We start from the raw sequence: 23,079 nt of genomic DNA, 5'->3' as shown, positions 1-23,079 counted from the left end.
AACCTCGGGCTCTTCTTGGAGGCAACGACATGGCTGAGACACGGCAGCAGGACACGGGGACGTACAGCACCGCGGGAGCGACGCCCCGGGCCACCGGCTGGGTCGGGATGGTGGTCTTCGCCGGGGTGATGCTGATGATGATGGGTGGCTTCCAGGTCATCGAGGGGATCGTCGCGGTGTTCCGCGACGACTACTACGTGGCCACCAGCTCCGGGCTCGTGCTGACCTGGGACTACACCGCCTGGGGTTGGACGCACATGCTGCTCGGCACGGTCGCCGTGCTCACCGGCATCGGCGTCCTGCTCGGGCAGACGTGGGCCCGGGTGGTCGGCATCATCGTGGCGGTGCTGAGCGCGCTGGCGAACCTGTTGTTCCTGCCCGCGTACCCCATCTGGGCGACCATCGTGATCGCCCTCGACGTCCTGGTGATCTACGCGCTGTCCATGCACGGCAAGGAGGTCCGCTATCAGTGATCCGTTGCTTCTGCGGCGAGGAGGAATCCGCGCACGGCGTGATGGCGGTGCGTCCGGGGCCGGGTCCAGAATGGTCTGATGACGTCACCGGCGCGCAGAGCTCTGCTGGTCGGTGTCGGCACGTTCTCGGCCGGGCCCGATCCGGGCGGTGAGGGCCCGGGCGGGTGGCATCCGCTGGAGTACGCGGCACCTCGGGTCCGTGAGGTGGCCGACACCTTGATCGACGTGGGTTATCGGCACGACGACGTCGCCGTCCTGGTCGACCCGCTCTTCCGGGAGTTGCGGGACACCGCAGAATCGCTGACCTACCTGCGTCCCGAGGCGGAACCGGTGCCGGCCGCCGTGCTGATCCACCTGCTCAGCCACGGCTTCCGTGGTGCGGAGGCGGGCGGGCTCTACGTCGCCGCCGCGGACAGTCAGGGTGCCCGGCCCGGTGGCGCCCTCGACGTCGACGCGCTGGTGCGGGCCATCCAGAACGATCCCGACGGCCCGAAGGCCCTGATCGTGCTGGACGTCTGCGACGCCGGGACCGCGGTGCAGGGCCAGTTGCTGGAATGGGGCACCGCCGGCGTACCGGGTGAGCAGCGGGTCTGGGTGATCGGCGCCTGTGCCCCCGGCGAGAAGGCCTTCCAAGGGCGTCTCAGCGTCGCCGTCGCGATGGTGATGCGCCGGCTGCACGACAGGCGGATCGCGGTGGACCCGGCGGTGGAGTACCTGCCGGTGCACGTGCTCAGCAGGGAGGTGCGCCGGGAACTGAACCGGCTCTGCGCGGATCAGGGTGGCTTCCCGCAGGCGCTGCTGACCACCCCGATCCCGGCCGGGAGCCAGGACGTCGTGCTGCCACTGCTGCCCAATCCCCGGTACGAGCCGGGCGCGGCCACCCGCTACCGGCTGGCGGGCGGGCCGCTGCTGGCGTTCCTGGACGACGTCGACCAGCGGCATCCGGCGTTCGACCCGATCCACTACGTGGGCCGCGCCACCGGTCGCGACCTGGTCGCGGAGCCGGGCCGGCAGTCGTACTTCACCGGCCGGGCGCGGGTGCTGGCCGAGCACACGGCCTGGCTCGACGGCGACGACGGCGGGATCCTGCGGGTGGTCACCGGGCGACCCGGTGCGGGCAAGTCCGCGCTGCTCGGGGTGCTTGTCTGCGCCCTGCATCCGGACCTCGCGGAGATCCGTCCCGAGTACACCGGGACGACCGGCCGGCACCTGCCCGCCGAGCGCAGCATGGTCGCGGCCGTGCACGCCCGTGGGCGTACCCTCAGCGAAGTCGTCGCCGCGATCTCCGCGCAGCTGAACCTGCCCGGCCGGCCGGGGAACGCGGCAGATCTGATCGCCGCGCTCGGCGCGCCGGGGGCCCGACCCGCCGGCCCAGCCCCGGTCGTCGTGCTGGACGCGCTCGACGAGGCGCTGAAGCCGGCGGACCTGGTGGACCTGTTGCTGGTCCAGTTGGCCCGGCTCACCGGCGCCGGCGGCCGGCCACGGTGCCGGATCCTGGTCGGCACCCGCCCGTGGGCCGAGTTCGCCACCCTGCTGGACGCCGCCGCGGAGCAGGGCGGCCTGTGCGACCTGGATGCCGAGCCGATCACGCAGGTCACCGAGGACGTGACCCACTACCTCCGGCTGCGCATCGGTGACCTGCCCGGTTGCGGGCCGGACCGGATCCGGACGATGGCCGGGTCCATCGTCGGGGCCGGGGACGGCGCACCCGCCGGTGTCGGGCCGTTCCTGGTCGCCTCGTTGTTCGCCGGTCACCTGCGCGCTCATCCGAACCCCGCCGACGTGCTCGCCCAGGTGCCACGGGACCTGAGCGAGGTGCTCGAACTGGACCTTGCCCAGCGCCGTACCGACTCGTGGCTGCGCCCGGTCCTGGCCGCGCTCGCCCATGCCCGCGAACCCGGTTTGCCGCCCCGGCTCGTCGGCGCGATCGCCCCGCGCTTCCGCCAATGGCGCGACCGGGAGGAGCCGATGGAACTGGAGGACTGGCGCGTCGAGAACGTGCTGGACAAGGTTCGGTTCTACCTGCGGTCCACGCCCGGTTCCGACGGCATCACCCACTACCGGCTCTTCCACCAGGCTCTCGTCGATCACTTGCGCAGCCATCCGTACGATCCGGCGGGGAGGACGCGATGAGTGCGCCCGACGATGTCTGGTTCGCCGGCGAGGTGTTGTCCGGCCTGCTCGACTCGATCACCCCGGCGCCGGGTGCCGGACGCCGGTGGGACGCCGCCGAGCCGTACCTGCTGCGCCGCGCGATCGAGCATGCCCGGGACGCCGGCCGGATCGACGAGTTGCTGCTGGATCCGGAGTTCCTGGTGCACGCGGACCCGGCGACGCTGATTCCGGCTCTCGGCGACGCCGGTTCCCCGGAGGCCCGGCGGCTTGCCGCCATCTACCGCGCTTCGGCGCGGTTCCACCGCGTCGCGGATCCGATGGCGCGGCGTCAGCTGCTGGGTCTTGATTCCTTGCGGTACGGGCTGACCGACGTCGCCACCCGGCTGGCCAACCCGCAACGGATCGCCATGTCGCCCCTGCAGCCGGTGTGGTCCAGTGCCGCACAGGCCGACCCGGCGCTGCTGACCACCGTGCAGCTGGACGGCTGGATCTATGCGCTCGCGGTCGCCGGCGCCGAGGACCGCCCGCTGATCGTCGCGGCCGGCGCCGACCGTGCGGTGCGCTGCTTCGACCTGGCGACAGGGGAGCAGTTCGGGCTGCCGTTGACCGGGCACACCGACGTCGTCCGGGCGGCGGCGGCCGGCACCCTGCGCGGCCGCGCCGTGGTCGCCACCGCGGGGGACGACGGCACCCTGCGGATCTGGGACGTGGCGGCCGGGCAGCCGGTGGCCGTGCTGACCGGCTCGGACCGGGCACTGAACGCCGTCGCGCTCACCGGCGACGTGGCGGTGGCCGCCGGCGAGGACCACGTGATCCGTGCCTGGAACCTCCTCGACGGCGAACTGTTATGGACCGTCGCATGGCACACGAAATCGGTGCAGGCGCTGCTCAGCACGGTGTTCGAGGGGCGGGGGGCGGTGGTCAGTGCCGGCCGGGACGGCCGGGTCGGCGTCTGGTCGGTGGGGGACGGCCGGCCCTGGGGGGAGTTGGAGCACGACGACGATCGGTGGATCCAGGCGCTGGCTGCCACTGACGACATCATCATTCTCGGTGGCACGGTGGAGATCGGCGGCTGGGCTGCGCGGCGCGGCACCTTCGGGCTCGCGGCGACCTCGGCCGGCGCCGTCGCGGTGACCACTGTCGACGGGCGGCGGCTGATCGCTTCCACCGCACATGACGGTGGTGTGCGGTTGTGGCCGTTGATCGAGCCGGAGTTCCGGCCGGGTGCGGGTCCGGCGCCGGAACCGGTCCTGCTGCGGGGACACACCGGGCCGGTGAGCGCGATAGCCGTCGCGGGCTCGGTCGAGCGCCCACTCCTGGTGACGGCGGGAGGCGATGCCACGATCCGGGTGTGGGACGTGTCCGCCGCGGTCGGCACCCAACCCGGCGGTGAGCGGCAGAGCGTGCACCTGGCCGACGTCAACGCGGTAGCAGTCGCCGACGGCACCGTGGTCAGCGGCGCCGACGACGGCAACGTGCTGGTCTGGGACGCGGAGACGGGTGCGTCGGGGCTCGTCGAATCCGGCCCGGACGCCGTGTTCGCGGTGCGGGCCGGGCTCCGGCCCGCACCGTGGACCGCGGTCGCCACGGACACCGGTCTTCTCCGGCTGTCGACCGGCGCCGACGCCCTCTGGGAGGCGGAACCCGGTCCGGTGAACGCGCTGGCCGACGACGGCGAACTCGTCGCGGCCGGTGGTGACGACGGCGTTCTGCGGGTCTGGCGGATCGAGTCGGGCGCCGTGGTCGCCGAACTTGACGGCCACACCGACGCGATAAACGCGGTGGACCTGGCACGCGTGGACCACCAGCCGTTCGCGGCAAGCGGTGCCGACGACGGCACGGTCCGGCTCTGGAGCCTGTGGGACGCGGCGCAGCGCGGCCCGGCCCTGGGCGACGGCACGGATCCGATGAACGCGGTCCGGCTCATCGGCGTCGACGAACAGTTGCTGGTCGCCGCAGCCGGCGACGACACCCGGATCCGGATCTGGGACGCGGCCGACGGCGAGCTGGTGCACACCCTGACCGCTCACGATCAGCCGGTGCTGGCGCTGGCGCGGTGCTCGGCCGGGTCGATTCCGCTCCTGGTCAGCGGCGGGGCCGACGCCGTGCTGCGAGTGTGGAACCCGGCGACCGGCGTGCTGCTCGCCGCGCATCATATGCCGGAGGCCGTGCGGACGCTCGAGGCGGCCGGCGAGGGCCGGGTGGCTGTCGGGTACGGCTGGGAGGTCGCGGTCTTCGACCTGAGCCGCTGCGCCGACCGGGCTGTGCCGGCCCCGCCCCCCGCCTACCACCTGGAGATCGATTACCTGCGCACCCGGCTCGACCAGGCCACGGCAGCCTCGGAGATCACGGCGTTCGCGGTCAAACTGGCCGACCATCTGCGCGATCATGACCGGGACGAGGCGGCCCGGCAGGTGCTGGACGGCACGATCGCGCGGCTGGACATCACCGACCCCGAGCACCAGAGAGCGATCGGCGACCTGCACGCGGCGGCCGGTCGGCCGGACCAGGCGACAGCGTGGTTCGCGCAGGCTGCCGGTGCGGGCGTGCCGGAAGCGTTCGACGCGTGCCTTGACGTGTGGTGGAACCGGAAGCTCCCGCTACCCGCGATCACGGCCCGGGAGGTTCTGCGGCAGCTGCCGTCGCCGCAGCGGGACCTGGTGGCGGCAACGACGTTCATCGGACTGGAGCTGCCGCTGGCCGCGACCCGGCTGGGGATGAGCGCCACCGCCGCGGCCGACGAAGAGATGGACGGACTTCAGACACTGAACACGAACATCGGTGGATACGTCTACAGCGGGAGGTTCGACCCGAACTTCGAGGATCCGTCGAACATGCCGGGCGAGGTGATCGGTGGAACGCTCACCGACGATGAGCGCGCGATGATCCAACTGATGGATGCGAAGGATCGGGCGCGGTACCTCCTCCAGAAACGGATCCAGGAGAAGGCCGAGATGGCGGAGCTGCTGTCGCAGCTCCAGACGATTCGCCACCAGACCGCGATGTCGGTCATCAACAACATTCGCTAGGTACCCCGGTCTGCCAGGTCATAGGCGGGCGAGCCAGCGGTGTCCGGGGTGGACGCGGGCCAGCAGCCCGGTCAGGGTCGCGCGCTGGTCCGGGCTCAGGTGCGGGACGGCCTCGTCGAAGTCCGCCTGGTCCTTCGGGCGCGTGTGCTTGGCCTTGAACAGCAGGACCAGTTCGGGTGCGAGGTAGGGGACGGCGTCGCCGGTGTGGTGGACGATGTCGTCGTACGGGAACCGGATCGTCGCGTCGCGCCGGCAGATCCAGGTGTCGCCGTCGTGCGGTTCCCGGAACACGTCGAGCAGGTAGTTGCCGGTGGCCGGTTCGCGCAGCCAGGTCTGGTGGGTGGCCGCGAGTTCGTCCGGTGTGGCGTCACGCCAGATCCGGCCGTCGCCCACGGCGTCGAAGGCGTACTCGGGGAAGCGGTCGCGGATCCCGGCGAAGTCCGCAGCGGGGATCCCGATCTCGATGTCCCCGTGCGCACGTGTCTGCCGGCCCAGGAAGAGGTCCAACGCCCAGCCCGCGGCCACGTACCACCGGGTTGCCGTGCCGGACAGGCGCTGGGCGACCTGGCTCGGTGTCCAGCAGGACGACCATCTGGCGCCCAAGGCGTCGATCTCGGCCGGGGACAGCCGGTGGCCGCCGGCGGGCAGATGCTCGGTCACCGCAGGAATCTAACAGCGCGGCCGCCCGTCCGATTCGGATGGGTTCGCCGGGCTCCTCGCCGGCTGTCTTATTGGCGGCTCAAACGCGATCTCAGCCACTCGAAATGGCGATGGTCGTGATGAATGGGCTCCATATCGGCGGGTAGCAAACAGGGCGTAGCCGTTGACCCCCCAAGCGAAAGGAGCCCTGCTGTGATCACGCAGGACAAGATTCACTCGCTGTACGGCCTCGACGTCCACGACAACGATGGCGACAAGATCGGCTCGATCGGTGCGGTGTGGAGTGACGCCGCCGGGCAGCCGACCTGGGCCAGCGTCCGCACCGGCCTGTTCGGTCTCAAGGAGTCGCTGTTCCCGCTGCAGAACGCCGACCTCGCCGGCGACCACGTGGTGGTGCCGTTCGACAAGGCGACCGTCAAGGACGCCCCCAACGTCGACGCCGACCACGACGAGCCGCTGACCCAGGACGAGGTGGACCGGCTCTACCAGCACTACGGCGTGAACTGGGACGAGACCTACCACGCCTACCAGTCCGGTGCGAGCGCGGCGAACGCGTCGTACGCCGCCACGGAGAGCACGGAGAGCGTCCGCACCGGGAGCACCGGCACCGGCGCGGGGACGAACGTGGCGACCGGCCACGGCCGCGAGGGCGCGAACCTCAGCGGCGACGACGCGATGACGCGGTCGGAGGAGCGGCTCAACGTCGGCACCGAGCGTGAGCAGGCCGGCAAGGCCCGGCTGCGCAAGTACGTCGTGACCGAGCAGCAGCAGGTGTCGGTCCCGGTCAGCCGCGAAGAGGTGCGCCTGGAGCGCGAGCCGATCACCGACACCAACCGCGACTCGGCGTACGCCGGCCCCGCGCTGACCGAGTCGGAGCACGAGGTCACCCTGCACGCCGAGCGCCCGGTGGTCGACACCGAGGCGGTTCCGGTCGAGCGCGTACGCCTGGGCACCGAGACCGTCACCGAGCAGCAGACCGTCGGTGGCGAGGTCCGCAAGGAGCGCATCGAGGCCGACCTGCCCGACGAGGACGGCCGGCGCACCTTCAGCTGACCGACCCCGCACGTTCCGGCGCCCCGCTGCCTCGACCAGGCAGCGGGGCGCCGGCCTGTCACCGGTCAGCCCATGTGCGGGTACGCGTGCTCGACCGCCGGCACGAACGTCCGTCCGGCGAACACACCCGCCACCACAGCTGAGATCTCGAAACAGGTGGCTACGCCTCCGCACGCAACCTGCCGACGCCGGGATCACCGCAGGCGGCCCGGCGCGGCCGGCGCTACCGGAATGCGGCAAGTGCTCCGGCCTTCAGGCGGGGGTACCTCGGCGCCCACGGCGGCGCCGCCTTCGCAGTCACGGGACCTATCGATCCGAACTTGTGAAGTTGATCTTGGATCTAATACTGTTCCCCGCACCGATCCGGCGTCTGTTGGTCACGCCGGGACACCAAACTCAACAACGGGGGAAGCTTGTCCCGCAAGCTCTACGGCCTGGCTCGACGCTGCGCCGTCATCATGCTCTCTACTCTTACCATCGTGACGGCCGCTCCGGCGGTGGCGCACGCGGCCGATCCCGCCGAGCTGGTCCTGAACGGCACCGTGGACAAGGCCGACGGAACGCCGCTGACCGATGTCGTGGTCACCGTCGGGATTGAGACCGGCGCGGAACCCACCGGTGAGATCATTCCGGTCACCGAGGTCGGTTGGGGCTGGACCTGGGCTGACGGGTCGTTTCAGACCTGGATCGGCAACCCGGACGTCGTGCGGGCCAGCCGGGATGCGAACGGGTTCGTGCCGCTGGTGATCAGCGTGCCCGGCGCGGACGGCAAGCCCGCCTACGTGTATGCCGGCCCGGCACTGATGGGCAGCGACAATGTGCTGCGCCCGTCGGACACCGGCTCGAACGCCGGTGACCTGTTCGAGCTCGCCGTCAGCGCCACCGCGGAGCCGAGCGACGTGATTACCGACGCCGGCGTGACCCCGGTGACCGGCAGGACAGTCACCAGCGAGGCAGACGAGTTCCTGGACTCCGATGCCGTGCAGCAGTCGGGCGGCTACAACGTCATGGCGATGGCGGCAAAGGGCGGCGGTGCGCTCAAGCAGGTCATCGACAACCCGCACCTGTCCACGTGGAACAAGAACAACCCGCCGACCGTTTCGTCGCACGGCTGCTGGAAGAAGGCTGGTGGCGGTGCCACGTGGGCGGTCGTGACGGCTTGGCTGCAGGTCAAGCGCAACGGTAAGTGGGTTCAGCTCGACAAGGACAACAAGACCATCAGGCAGGGTTGTGGAAGCAAGGCCCGGGTGCCGGTCAACGAGCTTTGCAAGGGAATCGTCGCCTGGAGCGATTACCGTGGCATCGTCGATGTGGACATCGTCGGGTACCTCGACCCACCGATCAAGAGCTACTCGCCGACCACCCGCGTGTGGTGCAAGAACTGATCAGGTAAAGGACACCGGTATGCAGGCCGACCAGGACGGCACCATGATGCTCGGCTTGCACGGCACTCTTCGGTTCGCACCCTGGCTCCACGGGATCGAGCTCGAGGACGACGCCTTCAGTCTCGTGGAGAAGCGGTCCGGCGCCTACGGCTTGCTGTCCGCGCCGGGCCAGCGGTGGCACCACCACGAGGCTGGCGGCGACTGGACACCGGACGGCGAGGTGCGGGAACGGTGCTGGCTGCAGGTCGGCGTGCCGGGGGACCGCGGCAAACAGCGCCTGCCCGTCCTGCCGGGGGTCCGGGTGCTCACCGACGTGGTCACCCGGCTCGGTGCCTTCGGCTTCACCGGTCTGCATGCCGTGTTGCCGATGCACCTGACCGAGGACATCGGGATCGACTTGGCCGACGCCGCCGACTGGTTCGCCTTGGCGAACCGGTCGGCGGTCGCGGATCTGGTCGTGTCGGTGTCAGCGGACATGAGTCTTGACCTGCCAGGTCGGGCCGCCGCGCTGGCGGCGGCCGCAGAGGAACGCGGAAACGGGCTGCTCAAGGTGCGACCTACCGGACCGGGCCAGGCGCGGCCCGGCCTTGCCGCGGAGTGCACCGGCGAGGGGTTCCTGCCGGCGGACTGGAACCGCGAGCAGGAGTTCTGGTGTCAGGCCAGCGAGTGGTCGCCCGACCTCGCCGCCTGGGTGATCGAGGTTTTCCTGGACGCCTTGCGGGAGACGGCACCCACCGAGGGGATGGCGCTGCTGACGGTCTCCGCACGCGCCTGAAGCGCAGTGGCGGAGCCGCTCGGCCTTGGGACCGCCGGCAATTCGATCGATGTTCGTGGGAGGCATTCTGATGGTTGCCGGTCTGGCGGTGCCGGCAACGCCGTCGGCGCCGCCCCTTTTTCTGCGGGAGTGGCGGTACGACGACGTGGCGATGCTGACCGGGATGGGCCCCGACGACGGGTTACGTCGGTGGACCAGTCTTCCCGCCGGGGACGCCGAGGAGATGCGGCAATGGGTCGCGACGCAACATGACGGCCGCGAGACCGGGGACCGGATCAGTTACGCCGTACAGGAGGGCGATCCGCGCGAGGCCGGCGAGCCGGTTGCTCATGTCGTCCTCAAGCTTCATCGCGGTGGCGCGGAGCCGGTGGGCGAGGTCGGCTACTGGACGGCGCCCCACGCCCGTGGCCGCAACATCGCCGCCCGGGCGCTCGGCGCGCTGTGCGACTGGGCGTTCGACGAGTACGCCGAGGCTGGTCTCACCCGCCTGGAGTTGATCCACCAGGTCGACAACCACGCCTCCTGCCGGGTCGCCGCGAAAGCCCAGTTTCCCCTGTCCCAGGTCCTCCCGCCGCGGCCGCCATGGCCGATGGAAGGGCATCTGCACGTCCGCTGTCGCAATATTTCAGAGGACCGTTCAACTATTGCGGCCCTGTGACCGCAGCTGTCACGATGACCGTCGATCCCTCATCCCCGTCCCTGATCGGCTGGAGTCCCCATGACAGTCACCCGTCGTACGCTGCTGTCCTCACTCGCCCTCGGCCCGCCGGCCGCTCTGCTCGCGGGCACCGCACCGGCCCGGGCCGCGTCGCCGGTCGGCGACGTGGTCGGCAAGGTCAGCGTCGGTTATCAGGGCTGGTTCTCCTGCCCCGGGGACGGCGCGCCGATCGGCGGATGGTGGCACTGGAGCCGCGACCGCTTCCAGCCGCCGTCACCGGGCAACACCACCATCGTGTCCTGGCCCGACCTGCGCGACTTCACGCGCACGTACCCGACCGCGTACCCGAATCTCGGCAACGGCCGGCCTGCCGCACTGTTCTCGTCCTACGACCAGCAGACGGTGGACACGCATTTCGACTGGATGCGGACCTACGGCATAGACACCGCCGCGTTGCAGCGGTTCAACCCGACAGGCGACGAGGGGCCGACCCGCGACGTGATGGCCCAGAAGGTGCGGGGCGCGGCCGAGCGGACCGGGCGCAAGTTCTACATCATGTACGACGTGACCGGCTGGACCGGCATGCAGACGCAGATCAAGGCCGACTGGACGGCGAAGATGTCGGCGCACACCGCGTCCGGCGCGTACGCCCGGCAGAACGGCAAACCGGTCGTCTGCATCTGGGGGTTCGGCTTCAACGACGACGGACGCCCGTTCACTCCGGCCCAGTGCCTCGACGTGATCACCTGGTTCAGGGCGCAGGGCTGCTACGTGATCGGCGGCGTGCCCACCTACTGGCGGGAGGGAAAGAACGACAGCCGCCCCGGGTTCCTCGGCGTCTACCACGCCTTCGACATGCTGTCGCCGTGGATGGTGGGCCGCACCGGCGACCTCGCCGGGCTCGACTGGTTCGCCGCCAACGTCAACGCCGCCGACCAGGCCGACTGCAACGCGCGCGGCGTCGACTACCAGCCGTGCGTGCTCCCCGGCGACCTGTCGTCCGGCCACCGCCGGCACGGCGACTTCTACTGGCGCAGCGTCTACAACATGGTCCGGCTCGGCGCGCATGGCCTCTACGTGTCCATGTTCGACGAGTTCAACGAAGGCAACCAGATCGCCAAGACCGCCGAGACTGCCGCGTCCGTGCCGGCGGGCAGCGGGATCCGCGCGCTCGACGAGGACGGCACCTTCTGCTCCGCCGACTACTACCTGCGGATCACCACGGACGCCGGACGAATGCTCAAGGGCCAGATCGCGCTGACTGCCGTACGCCCGACGCAGCCGACCACCGCAACCACACCGCCGCAACCCACCGGGGATCTCGCGGCCGGCAAGGCGGCGAGCGCGAGCAGCGTGAACGGGCCGTACGCGGCGGCGAACGCCGTGGACGCGAACACCGGCACCTACTGGGAGTCCAGCGGCGCGCTCCCGCAGTGGTTCCAGGTGGACCTGGGTGCCGCGTACGCCGTGAAAAGCCTTGTCATGCGCCTTCCCGCAGGCTGGGGGAGACGCGCACAGACCGTCACCGTGCAGGGCAGCAGCGACGGCGCCGGCTTCAGCACCCTCGCCGGCTCCGCCGATCACGTCTTCGATCCCGGCTCCGGCAACGCGGTGACGGTCACCCTCTCCGGCGCCACCACCCGCTACGTCCGGCTCGCCTTCGCGGCCAACACCGGCTGGCCGGCGGCTCAGCTCAGCCAGATCCAGGTGTACGGGGACGCGCCCGCCACCCCACCGGCCGGCACCGACCTGGCACGCGGCAGAGCGGCCACCGCGAGCAGCCAGGTCCAGGTGTACGGGCCCGGCACCGTGACCGACGGCGACGCGGGCACCTACTGGGAGAGCGCGAACAACGCCTTCCCGCAGTGGGTCCAGGTGGACCTGGGCGCGGCCGTCACGGTCGGCCGCGCGGTCTTGAAGCTGCCGCCGTCGTGGAGCGCGCGGACGCAGACGCTGGCGATCGCGGGCAGCACGGACGGGTCCGCCTTCACCACGCTGTCCGGGGCCGCCGGCCGGGCGTTCACGCCGGGCTCCGGCAACACGGTGACTGTCGGCCTCGCGGCCACCTCCCTCCGATATCTGCGGGTCACGGCCACCGCGAACACGGAATGGCCGGCCGGGCAGCTGTCGGCGATCGAGGCGTACCCGAGCTGACCGCGCCCGGAAAGCGCCGTCCGATCACCGCCAGACAACCGAACCGACATGGCACAGGCTCGGGGTCATGAACAACGCACTCGATGGCAAGGTGGCCCTGGTCACCGGTGGGGGTCGCGGTATCGGCGCTGCGGTGGCTCTGCGACTGGCCGAGCACGGCGCCGACGTGGCGCTCACCTACCAGCAGAACCGGCAGCGCGCCGACGACGTGGTAAAACAGATCGAGGCCGCCGGCCGGCGCGCGATCGCCGTGCAGGCGGACAGCGCCGACCCGGCCGCGGTGGTCGGCGCGGTCGAACGAGCTGCCGGTGAACTCGGCCGGCTGGACATCCTGGTCAACAACGCCGGTGCTTTCCTGCTCGGCCCGATCGAGCAACTGAGCCTGGCGGAGTTCGAGCAGACCGTCGCGGTGAACGTCCGGGCACCGTTCGTCGCCTCGCAGACCGCGGTGCGCCACATGTCCGCAGGCGGGCGGATCATCAACATCGGAAGCAACATGGCGGAGCGAGTGGTCTTCCCGGGCTTCTCGCTGTACGCGATGAGCAAGACCGCCTTGACCGGTCTGACCAAGGCGCTGGGGCGCGAACTCGGAGGCCGAGGGATCACCGTGAACCTGGTGAACCCGGGGCCCACGGATACCGAACTGAACCCGGCGGCCGGTCCGAACGCTGACACGATCAACGGGTTCACCGCCGTCGGTCACTACGCGGAACCGGCCGACATTGCCGCCGCGGTCGCGTTCCTCGCCGGCCCGGACAGCCGGTACATCACCGGGGCCACGGTCAACGTCGACGGTGGCTTCACCATCTGATCATCGGCCCTGACTGCTTCCGGGTTGCGATCCCCGGTCAGCGGCTTCGATGGCGACGGACGGCGTCCCGGTTCGCGCATCGGGTGGAGCAGTACCGCTGCCTCCCGGTGCGCGACGTGTCAGCGAAGATCAGGATGCAGCCGTCCACCGCGCATCGCCGCAGCCGGTGCATGCCCCGGCCCGCCAGATGCAGGGCGGTGCCGACCGCGACGAGCGACGTGAGCACCGCACCCAGCGGCTGCCCGGCGTCGCGGTAGTGCAGATGCCACCCGCCGGCGTGATCAGTGAGCCGGGGATAGGCGGCCGCGGCGGCCAGCATCGCGTTCAGCAGCCGGGCCCGTGCCGGCTCGTCGTCGGCGTCGACGACCCGCTCCCAGGCGTCGAGCGTGGCGTTCAACTGATCGACATCGGACGCCTCGACAGGTGCTTCGAGGAGCAGGCCAGCGTCCCGGCATCGGTCGGCCAGCTCGTCCGCCGACGTCGGCCGCCGGTTCGCGAGGTCTGCCGCCAGCTCCACGGCATCCGCGCCGTAAGGGTTGAGATGCATAAGACCATTACATCAGGGTGCAGAGATGAGCGTCGTCGCCGCACCGCCGTACCGCTGGGTGATCCTTGCCGTGGCCACATTCACGCAGGCAGCGTCCGCCTTCTTCGTGCAAGGACTCAGCGCGCTCGGCGTACACCTGCAGCACGACCTCGGCGTCGGCGCCGCGCAGCTGGGCCTGCTGGCGTCGGCCGCGCAGGTGGCGCCGATCGCCGGACTGCTCGTGGCGGGGGCGTTGCTGGACCGGTTCGACGAGCGCCGGGTCGTCAGCGCCGGTGCGGCCCTTGTCGGAGTCGCCCTGGTGGCCGGCACGTTCGCGCCCGGCTACCCCGCTCTGCTCGTCGTGCTCCTCGTGGTCGGCGCCGGATACAGCACGGTGCAGCCGGGCGGCAGCAGATCGGTGGCATCGTGGTTCGACGCGTCGCAGCGCGGCCTGGCCATGGGCGTGCGGCAGGCCGGTGTGCCGCTCGGCGCGGTGGTCGCGTCGGCCGTGTTACCTCTGCTCGCCGCCGCTGCCGGGTGGCGGGCCGCGATCCTGGCCGGCGGGGTGGTCGCGCTGCTGGGCGCGGCGGCGTTCGCGCTGCTCCACCGGCGTCCCGCCGTACCCCCGCCTGATCTGTCGTCGGCCGGGCGCCGCACCGACCGGCCTGCTCTGCGCCGCGCGATGATCACCGGGACGTGCCTGGTGTCGGTGCACAGCGGGGTGGGACTCCTGACCGTGCTGCATCTGCACGAGGTGACCGCGCTGAGCCCGGGCGTGGCGGCCGCGACCCTGGTCGTGGTGCAACTGGCCGGTGCGGCGGGTCGTGTCCTGCTCGCGGCGTGGAGTGATCGGTTGCGGTCGCGGGAGAGCGCCGTGACGACAAGTCTGGTGGCCGTGCTGATCGCACTGCTGGCGCTCGTCACGCCGGCCGGCGCGGTACCGGTGATCGCGTGCGTGCTGTTCGGGTGGCTGGGATTCTTCGGCATCGGCTGGTACGGCCCGTGGATCGCCGCGGTGGCCGAGGCGGCGCGGAGCGGCTTCGCGCTCGGTGCGGTCCTGACAGTCAGTCAGGTCGCCGTGGTGCTGTCGCCGCCGGTGCTGGGGTGGCTGCGGGATGTGACCGGCGGGTTCACGGCGTCGTGGCTGCTTCTGGCAGGAGTGACAGCGGTGGCGCTGGCCGCCCGTTGCGCGCCGTCGCGTTCGAGCCTCTCCCGCCACCGATGAGTTTGCGGAGGTTGTTCCGTCTGCCTCGGGAAACCCACCGGGGCCGACCACTGGGTGCCGAGGACGCCGAGCAGTTTCAACGCCTCCGCGGTCGGGCTGCCGGGTGCCGCGCTGTAGACGACGAGACGCTGACCGTGGCCGGCGAGGTCCAGTACCTCGCACTCCAGCGTGAGATCCCCGACCGTCGGATGGTGGATGTGTTTGATTGTCGTCCCGCGCCGGACGCACACCCTCAGTTGCTCCCACTGCTGGACGAAGTCCGGGCTGACCGCGGAAAGCTCGGCGATCAGCTGGCGGATGCCCGGGTCCTGCGGGTATCGGGCGGCGGCGGCGCGCAGTTCGGCGACACATTCGGCGGCGAACGCGGCCGAGTGCGGATCGGCCAGTGCGGCGGGGGAGTGTTCGCCGGTGAACAGGTTCCAGATGATGTTGCGGCGTTTCGCTGGCCACGGTGACGGGTCGCCCATCAGGGCGGCCGCCATCCGGTTCCAGGCCAGGATCTGGTACTTCACGTCGATGACGTACGCCGGGGTGTCGTCGAGCCGGTCGAGCAGATGCAGGACACCGGCGGGCACGTCCGGGCTGGGGCCGTCCGGGGCGGCGGGCACCTCGCCGGCCAGGTGGTACAGGTGCGCGCGTTCGGCGTCGTACAGCCGCAGCGCGCGGGCCAGGGCCGACAACACCTGCCGCGACGGCTGCGGGCCGCGCGCCTGTTCCAGCCGGGCGTAGTAGTCCACCGAGATGCCGGCGAGCCCGGCCACCTCCTCGCGCCGCAGGCCCGGGGTGCGCCGGCGGGTGCCACCGGCAAGGCCCACGTCGCCCGGGCGCACCCGGGATCGGCGGCTGCGCAGGAACTCGGCGAATTGGCGGCGATCCATGCGGCAATCCTGCACCGGCGCACACCCCGGTATCCAGGGACCGCCAGTCCGCGGTTCGGCCGGTCTCTGCACATGGCGGCGGATCGGTTGCAGGCTCAGTGCCATGACTGAGCCGAAGATCGCCCTTGTCACCGGGGCCAACAAAGGGATCGGGTACGAGATCGCGCGGGGTCTCGGTGCCACCGGCGCGACGGTGCTGCTGGGTGTCCGGGACATGGCACGAGGAGCCGGTGCCGCCGAGAAGCTCGCCGCCGAAGGGATCACCGCGGTGCCCGTGGAACTCGACGTGCTGGACCAGGTCTCGGTGTCGGCCGCGGCCGCGCGCGTCGACCGCGAGTACGGCCGGCTCGACATCCTGGTCAACAACGCCGGCGTCCTGCTGGAACGCGGGCAGGCCCCCAGCCACATGCCGGTGGCGCTGCTGGAACGCACCTATGCCACCAACGTGTACGCCGTGGTGACGGTGACCAACACTCTGCTGCCGCTGATCCGCCGATCGGCGGCCGGGCGCATCGTGAACATGTCCAGCGGACTGGGCTCCCTCGGGATCACCAGCGACCCGCGGAGCCCGTACGCGCAGTTCCCGCTGCTGGCGTACAACTCGTCGAAGAGCGCGCTCAACGCGGTGACCGTCTCCTACGCCAACGAGCTGCGCAACACGCCGATCAGGGTGAACGCGGCCGACCCCGGATACTGCGCCACCGACATGAACGGGCACGCCGGACCGCGTACCCCGGAGCAGGGCGCGATCGCCGCGATCCGGCTGGCGACGCTGCTCGCCGACGGCCCGACCGCGGGGTTCTTCAGCGAGGACGGCCCCGAACCCTGGTAAGTGGCCGCGTCCGGCCATCGGGCTCCGTGCCGTGGGCCGGACGCGGTGTGGTTGTCACGGTTCGGGACGGATGCGGCCCAAGCGGTCGGGTAGGCCATGCCCATCCCTCCGCCACCAAGCCGATCCGGGATCGGAAGCGGCGGCGAGCCCGAGGGGCCAACCAAGGAAACGCCCGCCTCGATCGTGGTGCGGAAGAGTGACCTTCGGTGGGTCCTGGTGGCGTATGACCGATTCCGGTGTCATGCTGCGACGGTGCCGGTCGAGACTCATGCCTCTGGCGACGTGGAGCAGTCGCGAGCGTTCCTGAGCCGGTACTACTACTCGAACTTCGTCGATGTGCTCAACTGGAAGCACCGCTGGCGGTCCCGGTTCGATGTCAGTCCGGCGGCTGCTGTCACCGTCGGCGACCTGCAGTTCGGCACCGATGTGAGGATCCGTTTCGGTGAGCTCGGCGCCTATCACGTCAATCTGCCGGTGACGGGTTCGCTGACGTGGCGGCAGGGGCGCGGCGCGCCCCGGCAGGCCACGGCGAGGACCGCGGCGGTCTTCCGGCCGGTCGGCGAGACCAGCCTGGAACGGTGGGGCGGTGACTGCCGGCTACTGGCCGTGAAGATCGAACGCGCGGCGCTGGAGGACCAGCTCACCCGCCTGATCGACACTCCGGTCCGCGCCCCGATCGAGCTGGCACCGACCATCGACCTCACCCGTGCACCGGGCACCAGCTGGCTGCGACTCGTCCGGCTGATGGCCGCGGACGCCGCCCAGCCGCAAGGGCTGCTCCACAACCCGGTGGTCGGGGCTCAGCTGCAGGAAGCGTTGATCGCGGGGTTGTTGAGCGCCGCGGACCACCCGTACCGGGAGCGGCTGGAGCGCCCGAGCCCGGTCACGGCGGCGCCGGGCGCGATCCGGCGGGTCGTCGACGCCATGCGGGCCCAGCCGGGCCGGCCGTTCACCGCCGCCGACCTCGCCCTTGTCGCCGGCGTCAGCGTCCGCAGCCTGCAGGAGAGTTTCCGGCGATACATCGGGATGTCGCCGATGGCCTACCTGCGACAGGTGCGCCTGGCTCGCGTCCACGAGGATCTCCGGCAAGCCGATCCGGTACTGCACACCGTGACCGGGATCGCCTACCGCTACGGTTTCCTTCATATGGGCCGGTTCGCGGCCGAGTACCGCGCCCAGTACGGAGTTCCGCCCAGCGACACTTTGCGACGCTAGGCTGCTCGTCGCGGGTCGGTGGTCACGCCGAGATCTTTAAGGTCGGCGGCCCGGCTGCCGAAGTGCTCTGCTGTGCGGTACAGGCTGTTGCTCGGGTGGATCGTCGCGGGAACGGCAGCGACGGTCGGCTACTACCTGCTGCCGCGCGACGGTGTCGCCGCAAGCATGCTCTACAACGCGATCGGCTTCTGTTCGGCGCTGATGATCGTGGCGGGCGTGCGCCGTTACCGGCCCCGACGCCCTGCCATGTGGTATCTGTTCGCGGCCGGGCAGATGTCGGCGGTTATCGGTGACCTGATATGGAGCTACTACGTCTTCGTACTGCATCAGGAGCCGTACCCGTCGTTCGCCGACGTCTGGTATCTCGCCGCCTATCCGCCACTGGTCCTCGGGCTTCTCCAGTTCGTCCGCAGCCGCACCCGCAGTGACATGGAAACCCTCGTCGACGCGGGCATGGTCGCGGCCGGCCTCGGACTTGTCTTCTGGATCTTCGTGCTGCAGCCGACCGCCACCACCGCGTCGGCCTCGGTGCTGGAAAAGGTCATCAGCATCGCCTATCCCGCGGCCGACGCCGTACTCCTGGCCCTGCTGACCCGGCTGTTCATCGGCGCCGGCGCCCGCACGCCGAGCGCACGGCTGCTCGGTGCCGGTGCGTTGTTGCTGTTCGCGGCGGACGCCACGTTCTCGGTGCTGTCGCTGCATTCGGGCAGCGACGGTTACGAGTTGTCGGCCGGATGGCTGTTGTCCTACGTCTTCTGGGGCGCCGCGGCGCTGCACCCGAGCATGGCGGCAGAAGGCCCGCCGGCGCCGGCCGCCGATGCCGCTGTCAGCAGGGGCTCGGTCGTTCTGACGGCGGTTTGTTCCCTGCTGGCACCGGCCATGCTGTTCGTGCCGCAGGCCGGTGCGAGCCTGACCGGCCGGTTCGCCATCGCCACCGTGGGCATCGTCCTGTGCGTGCTCGCCTTCGTGCGCACCCACGGCCTGATCCGCAAGGTGCAGCGCAAGACGCATCAGCTGGAACACCTGGCCACGCACGACGACCTGACAGGTACGGCCAATCGGCGGCACTTCGAGAACACGTTGCGCCGGATACCGCTCCACGACTCTCCTCAGGTGGTGTTCCTCGGCCTCACCGGCTTCAAGAGCGTCAATGACGAGCTGGGCCGCCACGTCGGCGACGAGGTCCTCGGCCAGCTGGCCGCCCGGATCCGCGGAGCCGCACCCACCCCCGCGTCGGTGGCTCGGATGGGCGGCGACGAATTCGCCGTGCTGCTGCCCGGCCACACCGACGGTGCCGCCGACCAGGTCGCGGCGCGGCTCGCCGAGGTCATGCGGGAGCCGGTGCTCGCCGGCAGCAACGAACTGCTCGTGGGAGCGGCCATCGGCATCGGGGACAGTGACGGCGCGACCGGTCCGGCAGAGGTTCTGCGCCGGGCCGAGGCGGCCATGTACGCCGCCAAGGACACCGGCGAACCGTACCGCCGATGGTCCCCGGCACTCGACGACCGGGCCGGTGAGCAGGCCCGCCTCGGCGCCGAGATCCGCGCTGCCCTGGACGGCGGCCAGTTCCGGGTGGTCTATCAGCCGATCGTCGCCGCGCCGGACGGCCGGATGGCGGCGGCGGAGGCGCTGGTGCGCTGGGAACATCCCGAGCGCGGCCCGATCAGCCCGGCGTATTTCATCCCGGTCGCCGAGCGCAACGGGCTCATCGTCGAACTCGGCGCCTGGGTGCTACGGACCGCCTGCGAGCAGATGGTCAGCTGGCGTAACGACACGGCGGCAGCGGCACCCGGGTACCTGAGCGTGAACGTGTCGGCGCGCCAGCTCGCCCGGCCCGGGTTCCCGCAGACCGTCGCGGACATCCTCACCGCGACCGGTCTGCCACCCGGCTGCCTCGCCGTCGAAGTCACCGAGACGGCCGTGTTCGGCGGCGGCCAGGCGGTGCAGGCCTTACATCAACTGCGAGCCCTGGGCGTACGCATCGCGCTTGACGACTTCGGCACCGGCCACTCCTCGCTGGGGCTGCTGCGGACAGTTCCGGTCGACATCCTCAAGGTCGACAAGTCGTTCGTCGACGACATCGCCGGCGCCGGCGAACACCGGGTGATCGCCGAGGCCCTGATCCACGTCTGCGAAGGCCTGGGCCTGACCGCGGTGGCCGAGGGCGTGGAGACCGCGGAACAAGCCGACGTCCTGTACGGCCTCGGGTACCGCCTGCTGCAGGGCTACCACTTCGGCCGGCCTGTCGCCGCCGCCGACCTCGACCGGCTGCGGCCGGCCGAATCCGCCGTCACCGCATAGCGGCCGGAGCGCCGGCCCGCATTCCGGTAGCGTGCCGCCATGGATTTGATCGACAGCGACGCCCGAGATCGCGCTCGCACGGTTCCGGTCGTGGCGGGACGCCTCGTGCTGCTTCTCCTGGCCGCCGCTGCCGCCGTGCTGTGGGCTGTCGGCGTCACCGAACTTCAGCCGCTGAGTGAGCCGGCCGGGCCGGACGCGTTCGGGGAGAACAACACCTACTGGGCGCGGGAACTGCGCTGGGGTGCCCTGCTCGCGCTGGTGGTCACGCTGATCGTTCTCGGTCGCGGTGGCCGGTGGGCTTCGCTGGGGGCACTGATCGCGGGCGGCGCCTGGCTGGCCACCGACATCTGGCTGGACCGTGCCGGCTTCACCTCCGGCACCACGGCCTTCTTCATCGGTGCCGCTGTCGTCGCGCTGATCTGCGGCGGCGCCGTGATTCCCATCCCTGCTCGGGCCGCCACCCCGGCCGAACCGAGCAACGACCACCCCGGCCGACCGGCGTCACCTGTTCCCGGGCCGGGCGTCACCTTCGCCGCGGCACTGGTGGCCGCCGTCGCCGCGGGCGTGGTCACCGCCACCGAATCGCCGACCGATGTGGAGACCGGGCTCAACCTGGGCAGCGCCGCCGCCGGCTCGCTGCTGGCACTCGTCGCGGTCGCCGGTGCCGCCGCGACCGGGCGGCCGCGCGCGCGTGCGGCCCTGGTGACGGCGGTGCTCGCCGGCGCCGTGCCGTGGCTTGTGCGACTCGTCCAGCCGATGCCCAGCGGCGGCCGCTGGCTCGGCATCCTCGCGTTCACCGTGCTGCTCGTGGTCGCCGTCGTCGCGCTCGCCGGCGCCCGCCACGACATCGCGTCGCACGCGGCCCGCTACGGCGGTGTGGCGATCCTGGCCGCCACGCTGATGCCGGTGACGTTCATGATCCTCACCGTGGCAGGGACCGTCACGCAGGCCGGTGCGCCGTGGACCGCGCTCGCGGGCAACCCCGCGATCCACGACGCCGACTCCGACATCGTGCTGGTCGCCGGAGCAATCCCGATCGGACTCCTGCTGGCCCTCGTCACGTGGGGAGTCCGCCACGACCCGGACCGCTGACGAAAGCCGTCACCCGGACGGTGGGTAAGCAGCAGTGTCCGCACCCGTCACCAACGGCCCGTGCGTGGACGCGTTCCACCAGCGCGAGCCGGTGATCAGCACCGATCTGTGCGGCGCCGCGGAACGCTGGCCGCAGTTCGCACCCCACGCCAGGGCTGCCGGGTTCCGTTCCATGCACGCTCTCCCTCTGCGGCTGCGCCGCCTGGCCCAGCAGCTGCAGTCGGCGCTGACCAGCCGGATCCTGATCGAACAGGCCAAAGGAGCGATCGCCCACGCCCACGACATCAGCGTCGACGAGGCCTTCACCCTGCTGCGCGCCTACGCACGGCACACCAACCAGCGCCCTGCACCACGTCGCCGGCCAAGCCGTCACCGACCCGAACTCCCTGCCCGGACTCCCGTCCCGCGGCGACCCCGCGTAGCGGCGGCTCCACGGCCGCGTACGCCCATGTGTCTTTCGGCAGTGTCCGGCGGTGGCCCGAAGCCCGTAGCGTCGCCCCGGTGAAGCGCGTGATCGTTGACCCGGCAGGTCTTCTGCCGGGTGCCATGGTGATTTTTGCCGGCCTGAGCATGGTGAGCGTGTGGTGGGTGCTGCCGACCGTGGTCGCCGCGTTCCTGGCCGGTCGGCGCCCGGGCCGGACAGGCTCGGCAGTGCTCGCGCTGGTGGCGGTGCTCGCGGCCGGTGTGGTGGTGTTCTCGCTGGTGCCGGGTTGGCTGCCGCTGGCCGACCGGTTCCTGCTCGTGTTCGTCGGCGCCACGATGGTGCCGTGGTTCGCGGGACGGTTCTGGCGCCAGTACCAGGATCTCGCCCGGGCCGGCTGGGAACGGGCCGAGCAGGCGCAGCGGGAACAGCGGCTGGTCGCCGAGCAGGCGCGGCTGCGCGAACGGGCGCGGATCGCCCAGGACATGCACGACCTGCTCGGCCACGACCTCAGCCTGATCGCGCTGTCCGCGGGCGCGTTGAAGCTCGCGCCGGGCCTGGACGAGCATCATCGCGAGGCGGCCGCGGATCTCCGGGCCCGGGCCGGGGCCGCGGTGGAGCGCCTCGGCGAGGTGATCGGTGTGCTGCGCGAGCAGACCGACAGCGCCCCGATGGACGTACACGGTCCCGATCTCGAGGCGCTGACGGCCGCGGCGTCCGCGTCGGGGCTGACCGTCGAGTTGCGCATCGACGGCGCGGCCGAGCTGCCGCCGATGGCCGAGCTGGCCGTGCACCGGGTCGCGCAGGAAGCCCTGACCAACGTGGCCAGACACGCGCCCGGAGCGGCGGCGAGCATTGCTGTGACGCATACGGCGGCCGCGACGACGATCGTGGTGGAGAACGGCCCGCCAGCGTCGGCCGGCGTGCCGGCCCGGTCTCCCGGCGGCGGGCATGGCCTGGTCGGTCTCACCGAACGGGTACGGCTGGCCGGCGGCACCTTCGAGTACGGCCCGCGCCACGGAGGATTCGCCGTCACCGCACGGATCCCGCACACCCCCGCGCCATCGCCGGCGGCGCCCCGGACCCACCGGGCGCTGCCGCACGAACATCGACGTGCCCGGCGGCGCCTGGGCCGGTCCCTGGTCATCGCGGTGATGGTGCCGCTGGTCACCGGTGCGCTGCTGAGCGGGGCCCTGGCGGTCCGGGAGACGCTGTCCGCATCGCAGGCGGTCCTGGATCCGGGTGACTACGCCCGCCTGCGCATCGGGCAGGATCGTTCCGAGGTGGAGCGTGTGCTGCCGCGCCGGCAGACGAACCACCGGCCACTGACCGCCGAGCCGACCGCAGAGGGGTTGACGTGCGAGTACTACGCGATGACGGCCGACCGCTTCGACGACCGTTCCGGAGACGTCTACCGGCTCTGCTTCCGCGGCGACGTGCTGGTGTCCCGGGACACCGTCACCCCGTGAGCCGCCG

19 protein-coding genes and 1 pseudogene are annotated in these 23,079 nt (G+C 71.2%); 16 read left to right on the top strand and 4 right to left on the bottom strand.

From position 1 onward, the window contains the following. Window positions 1–29 precede the first annotated feature (29 nt). The 3 genes from LPA41_RS12515 to LPA41_RS12505 all read left to right on the top strand — a co-directional run bounded on the left by LPA41_RS12515 (window position 30) and on the right by LPA41_RS12505 (window position 5,617). Window positions 30–473, top strand: a complete 444-nt coding sequence (locus LPA41_RS12515; protein WP_229070295.1) for a hypothetical protein — start codon at window positions 30–32, stop codon at window positions 471–473. 78 nt (window positions 474–551) lie between these two features. Further along, on the top strand, window positions 552–2,606 hold the full coding sequence (locus LPA41_RS12510) for a caspase family protein (RefSeq protein WP_229070294.1): 2,055 nt from the start codon (window positions 552–554) through the stop codon (window positions 2,604–2,606). Beyond that, entirely contained in the window at window positions 2,603–5,617 is a 3,015-nt protein-coding gene (locus LPA41_RS12505) for a WD40 repeat domain-containing protein (protein ID WP_229070293.1), read from the top strand. Before LPA41_RS12510 ends, LPA41_RS12505 begins: the two co-directional genes overlap by 4 nt. Before the next feature lie 18 nt (window positions 5,618–5,635). On the opposite strand, the gene LPA41_RS12500 is transcribed toward LPA41_RS12505, so the two are convergent. Continuing rightward, on the bottom strand, window positions 5,636–6,277 hold the full coding sequence (locus LPA41_RS12500; protein WP_229070292.1) for a nucleotidyltransferase domain-containing protein: 642 nt from the start codon (window positions 6,275–6,277) through the stop codon (window positions 5,636–5,638). Between the two features lie 192 nt (window positions 6,278–6,469). Here LPA41_RS12500 and LPA41_RS12495 point away from each other — a divergent pair, with 192 nt between their 5' ends. From LPA41_RS12495 to LPA41_RS12470, 6 genes are all read left to right on the top strand, one after another. Beyond that, complete coding sequence (locus tag LPA41_RS12495) at window positions 6,470–7,330, top strand: DUF2382 domain-containing protein (protein ID WP_229070291.1); 861 nt, start codon at window positions 6,470–6,472, stop codon at window positions 7,328–7,330. 479 nt (window positions 7,331–7,809) lie between these two features. Next, window positions 7,810–8,715, top strand: coding sequence for a hypothetical protein (locus LPA41_RS12490; RefSeq protein WP_229070290.1), 906 nt, complete (start codon window positions 7,810–7,812; stop codon window positions 8,713–8,715). 19 nt (window positions 8,716–8,734) lie between these two features. Continuing rightward, a complete protein-coding gene (locus tag LPA41_RS12485) occupies window positions 8,735–9,490 on the top strand; it encodes a hypothetical protein (protein WP_229070289.1) in 756 nt (251 codons plus the stop codon). Window positions 9,491–9,560: 70 nt separating this feature from the next. Then, the gene (locus LPA41_RS12480; RefSeq protein ID WP_229070288.1) at window positions 9,561–10,148 is read left to right on the top strand and encodes a GNAT family N-acetyltransferase; all 588 of its coding nucleotides are present in this window, start codon (window positions 9,561–9,563) and stop codon (window positions 10,146–10,148) included. Between the two features lie 60 nt (window positions 10,149–10,208). Further along, complete coding sequence (locus tag LPA41_RS12475) at window positions 10,209–12,302, top strand: discoidin domain-containing protein (protein ID WP_229070287.1); 2,094 nt, start codon at window positions 10,209–10,211, stop codon at window positions 12,300–12,302. Between the two features lie 67 nt (window positions 12,303–12,369). Then, window positions 12,370–13,113, top strand: coding sequence for an SDR family NAD(P)-dependent oxidoreductase (locus LPA41_RS12470; protein ID WP_229070286.1), 744 nt, complete (start codon window positions 12,370–12,372; stop codon window positions 13,111–13,113). A 37-nt stretch (window positions 13,114–13,150) separates the two neighbouring features. Here LPA41_RS12470 and LPA41_RS12465 read toward each other — a convergent pair whose 3' ends face one another. Further along, window positions 13,151–13,660 (bottom strand): CGNR zinc finger domain-containing protein, encoded by a 510-nt coding sequence (locus tag LPA41_RS12465; RefSeq protein ID WP_229070285.1) that lies wholly within the window; start codon window positions 13,658–13,660, stop codon window positions 13,151–13,153. Between the two features lie 25 nt (window positions 13,661–13,685). Between LPA41_RS12465 and LPA41_RS12460 the strand changes: the two are divergent. Further along, a pseudogene (locus tag LPA41_RS12460) lies at window positions 13,686–14,654 on the top strand (MFS transporter); the annotation flags it as partial. A 53-nt stretch (window positions 14,655–14,707) separates the two neighbouring features. Here LPA41_RS12460 and LPA41_RS12455 read toward each other — a convergent pair. Further along, window positions 14,708–15,742 (bottom strand): helix-turn-helix transcriptional regulator, encoded by a 1,035-nt coding sequence (locus tag LPA41_RS12455; RefSeq protein WP_229070284.1) that lies wholly within the window; start codon window positions 15,740–15,742, stop codon window positions 14,708–14,710. Window positions 15,743–15,845: 103 nt separating this feature from the next. Between LPA41_RS12455 and LPA41_RS12450 the strand changes: the two genes are divergently transcribed. From LPA41_RS12450 to LPA41_RS12435, 4 genes are all read left to right on the top strand, one after another. Continuing rightward, window positions 15,846–16,574, top strand: a complete 729-nt coding sequence (locus LPA41_RS12450; RefSeq protein WP_229070283.1) for an SDR family oxidoreductase — start codon at window positions 15,846–15,848, stop codon at window positions 16,572–16,574. Between the two features lie 252 nt (window positions 16,575–16,826). After that, window positions 16,827–17,789, top strand: coding sequence for an AraC family transcriptional regulator (locus LPA41_RS12445; RefSeq protein WP_229070282.1), 963 nt, complete (start codon window positions 16,827–16,829; stop codon window positions 17,787–17,789). A gap of 72 nt (window positions 17,790–17,861) precedes the next feature. Then, a complete protein-coding gene (locus tag LPA41_RS12440; protein WP_229070281.1) occupies window positions 17,862–20,090 on the top strand; it encodes a bifunctional diguanylate cyclase/phosphodiesterase in 2,229 nt (742 codons plus the stop codon). 39 nt (window positions 20,091–20,129) lie between these two features. Continuing rightward, a complete protein-coding gene (locus LPA41_RS12435) occupies window positions 20,130–21,182 on the top strand; it encodes a hypothetical protein (protein ID WP_229070280.1) in 1,053 nt (350 codons plus the stop codon). Window positions 21,183–21,191: 9 nt separating this feature from the next. Here the strand turns inward: LPA41_RS12435 and LPA41_RS12430 are convergent, their stop codons facing one another. Continuing rightward, window positions 21,192–21,356 (bottom strand): hypothetical protein, encoded by a 165-nt coding sequence (locus LPA41_RS12430; protein ID WP_229070471.1) that lies wholly within the window; start codon window positions 21,354–21,356, stop codon window positions 21,192–21,194. Here LPA41_RS12430 and LPA41_RS12425 point away from each other — a divergent pair. Both LPA41_RS12425 and LPA41_RS12420 read left to right on the top strand, forming a co-directional pair. Continuing rightward, the gene (locus LPA41_RS12425) at window positions 21,355–21,687 is read left to right on the top strand and encodes an ANTAR domain-containing protein (protein ID WP_229070455.1); all 333 of its coding nucleotides are present in this window, start codon (window positions 21,355–21,357) and stop codon (window positions 21,685–21,687) included. The genes LPA41_RS12430 and LPA41_RS12425 overlap by 2 nt on opposite strands. Then, a complete protein-coding gene (locus tag LPA41_RS12420) occupies window positions 21,684–23,072 on the top strand; it encodes a histidine kinase (RefSeq protein WP_229070279.1) in 1,389 nt (462 codons plus the stop codon). Before LPA41_RS12425 ends, LPA41_RS12420 begins: the two co-directional genes overlap by 4 nt. The last annotated feature ends 7 nt before the right edge of the window (window positions 23,073–23,079 follow it).

The sequence above is a fragment of the Actinoplanes sp. DH11 genome, assembly GCF_020873875.1.
Taxonomy (GTDB): Bacteria; Actinomycetota; Actinomycetes; order Mycobacteriales; family Micromonosporaceae; genus Actinoplanes.
This window is presented reverse-complemented; position numbering and strand designations above follow the sequence as displayed.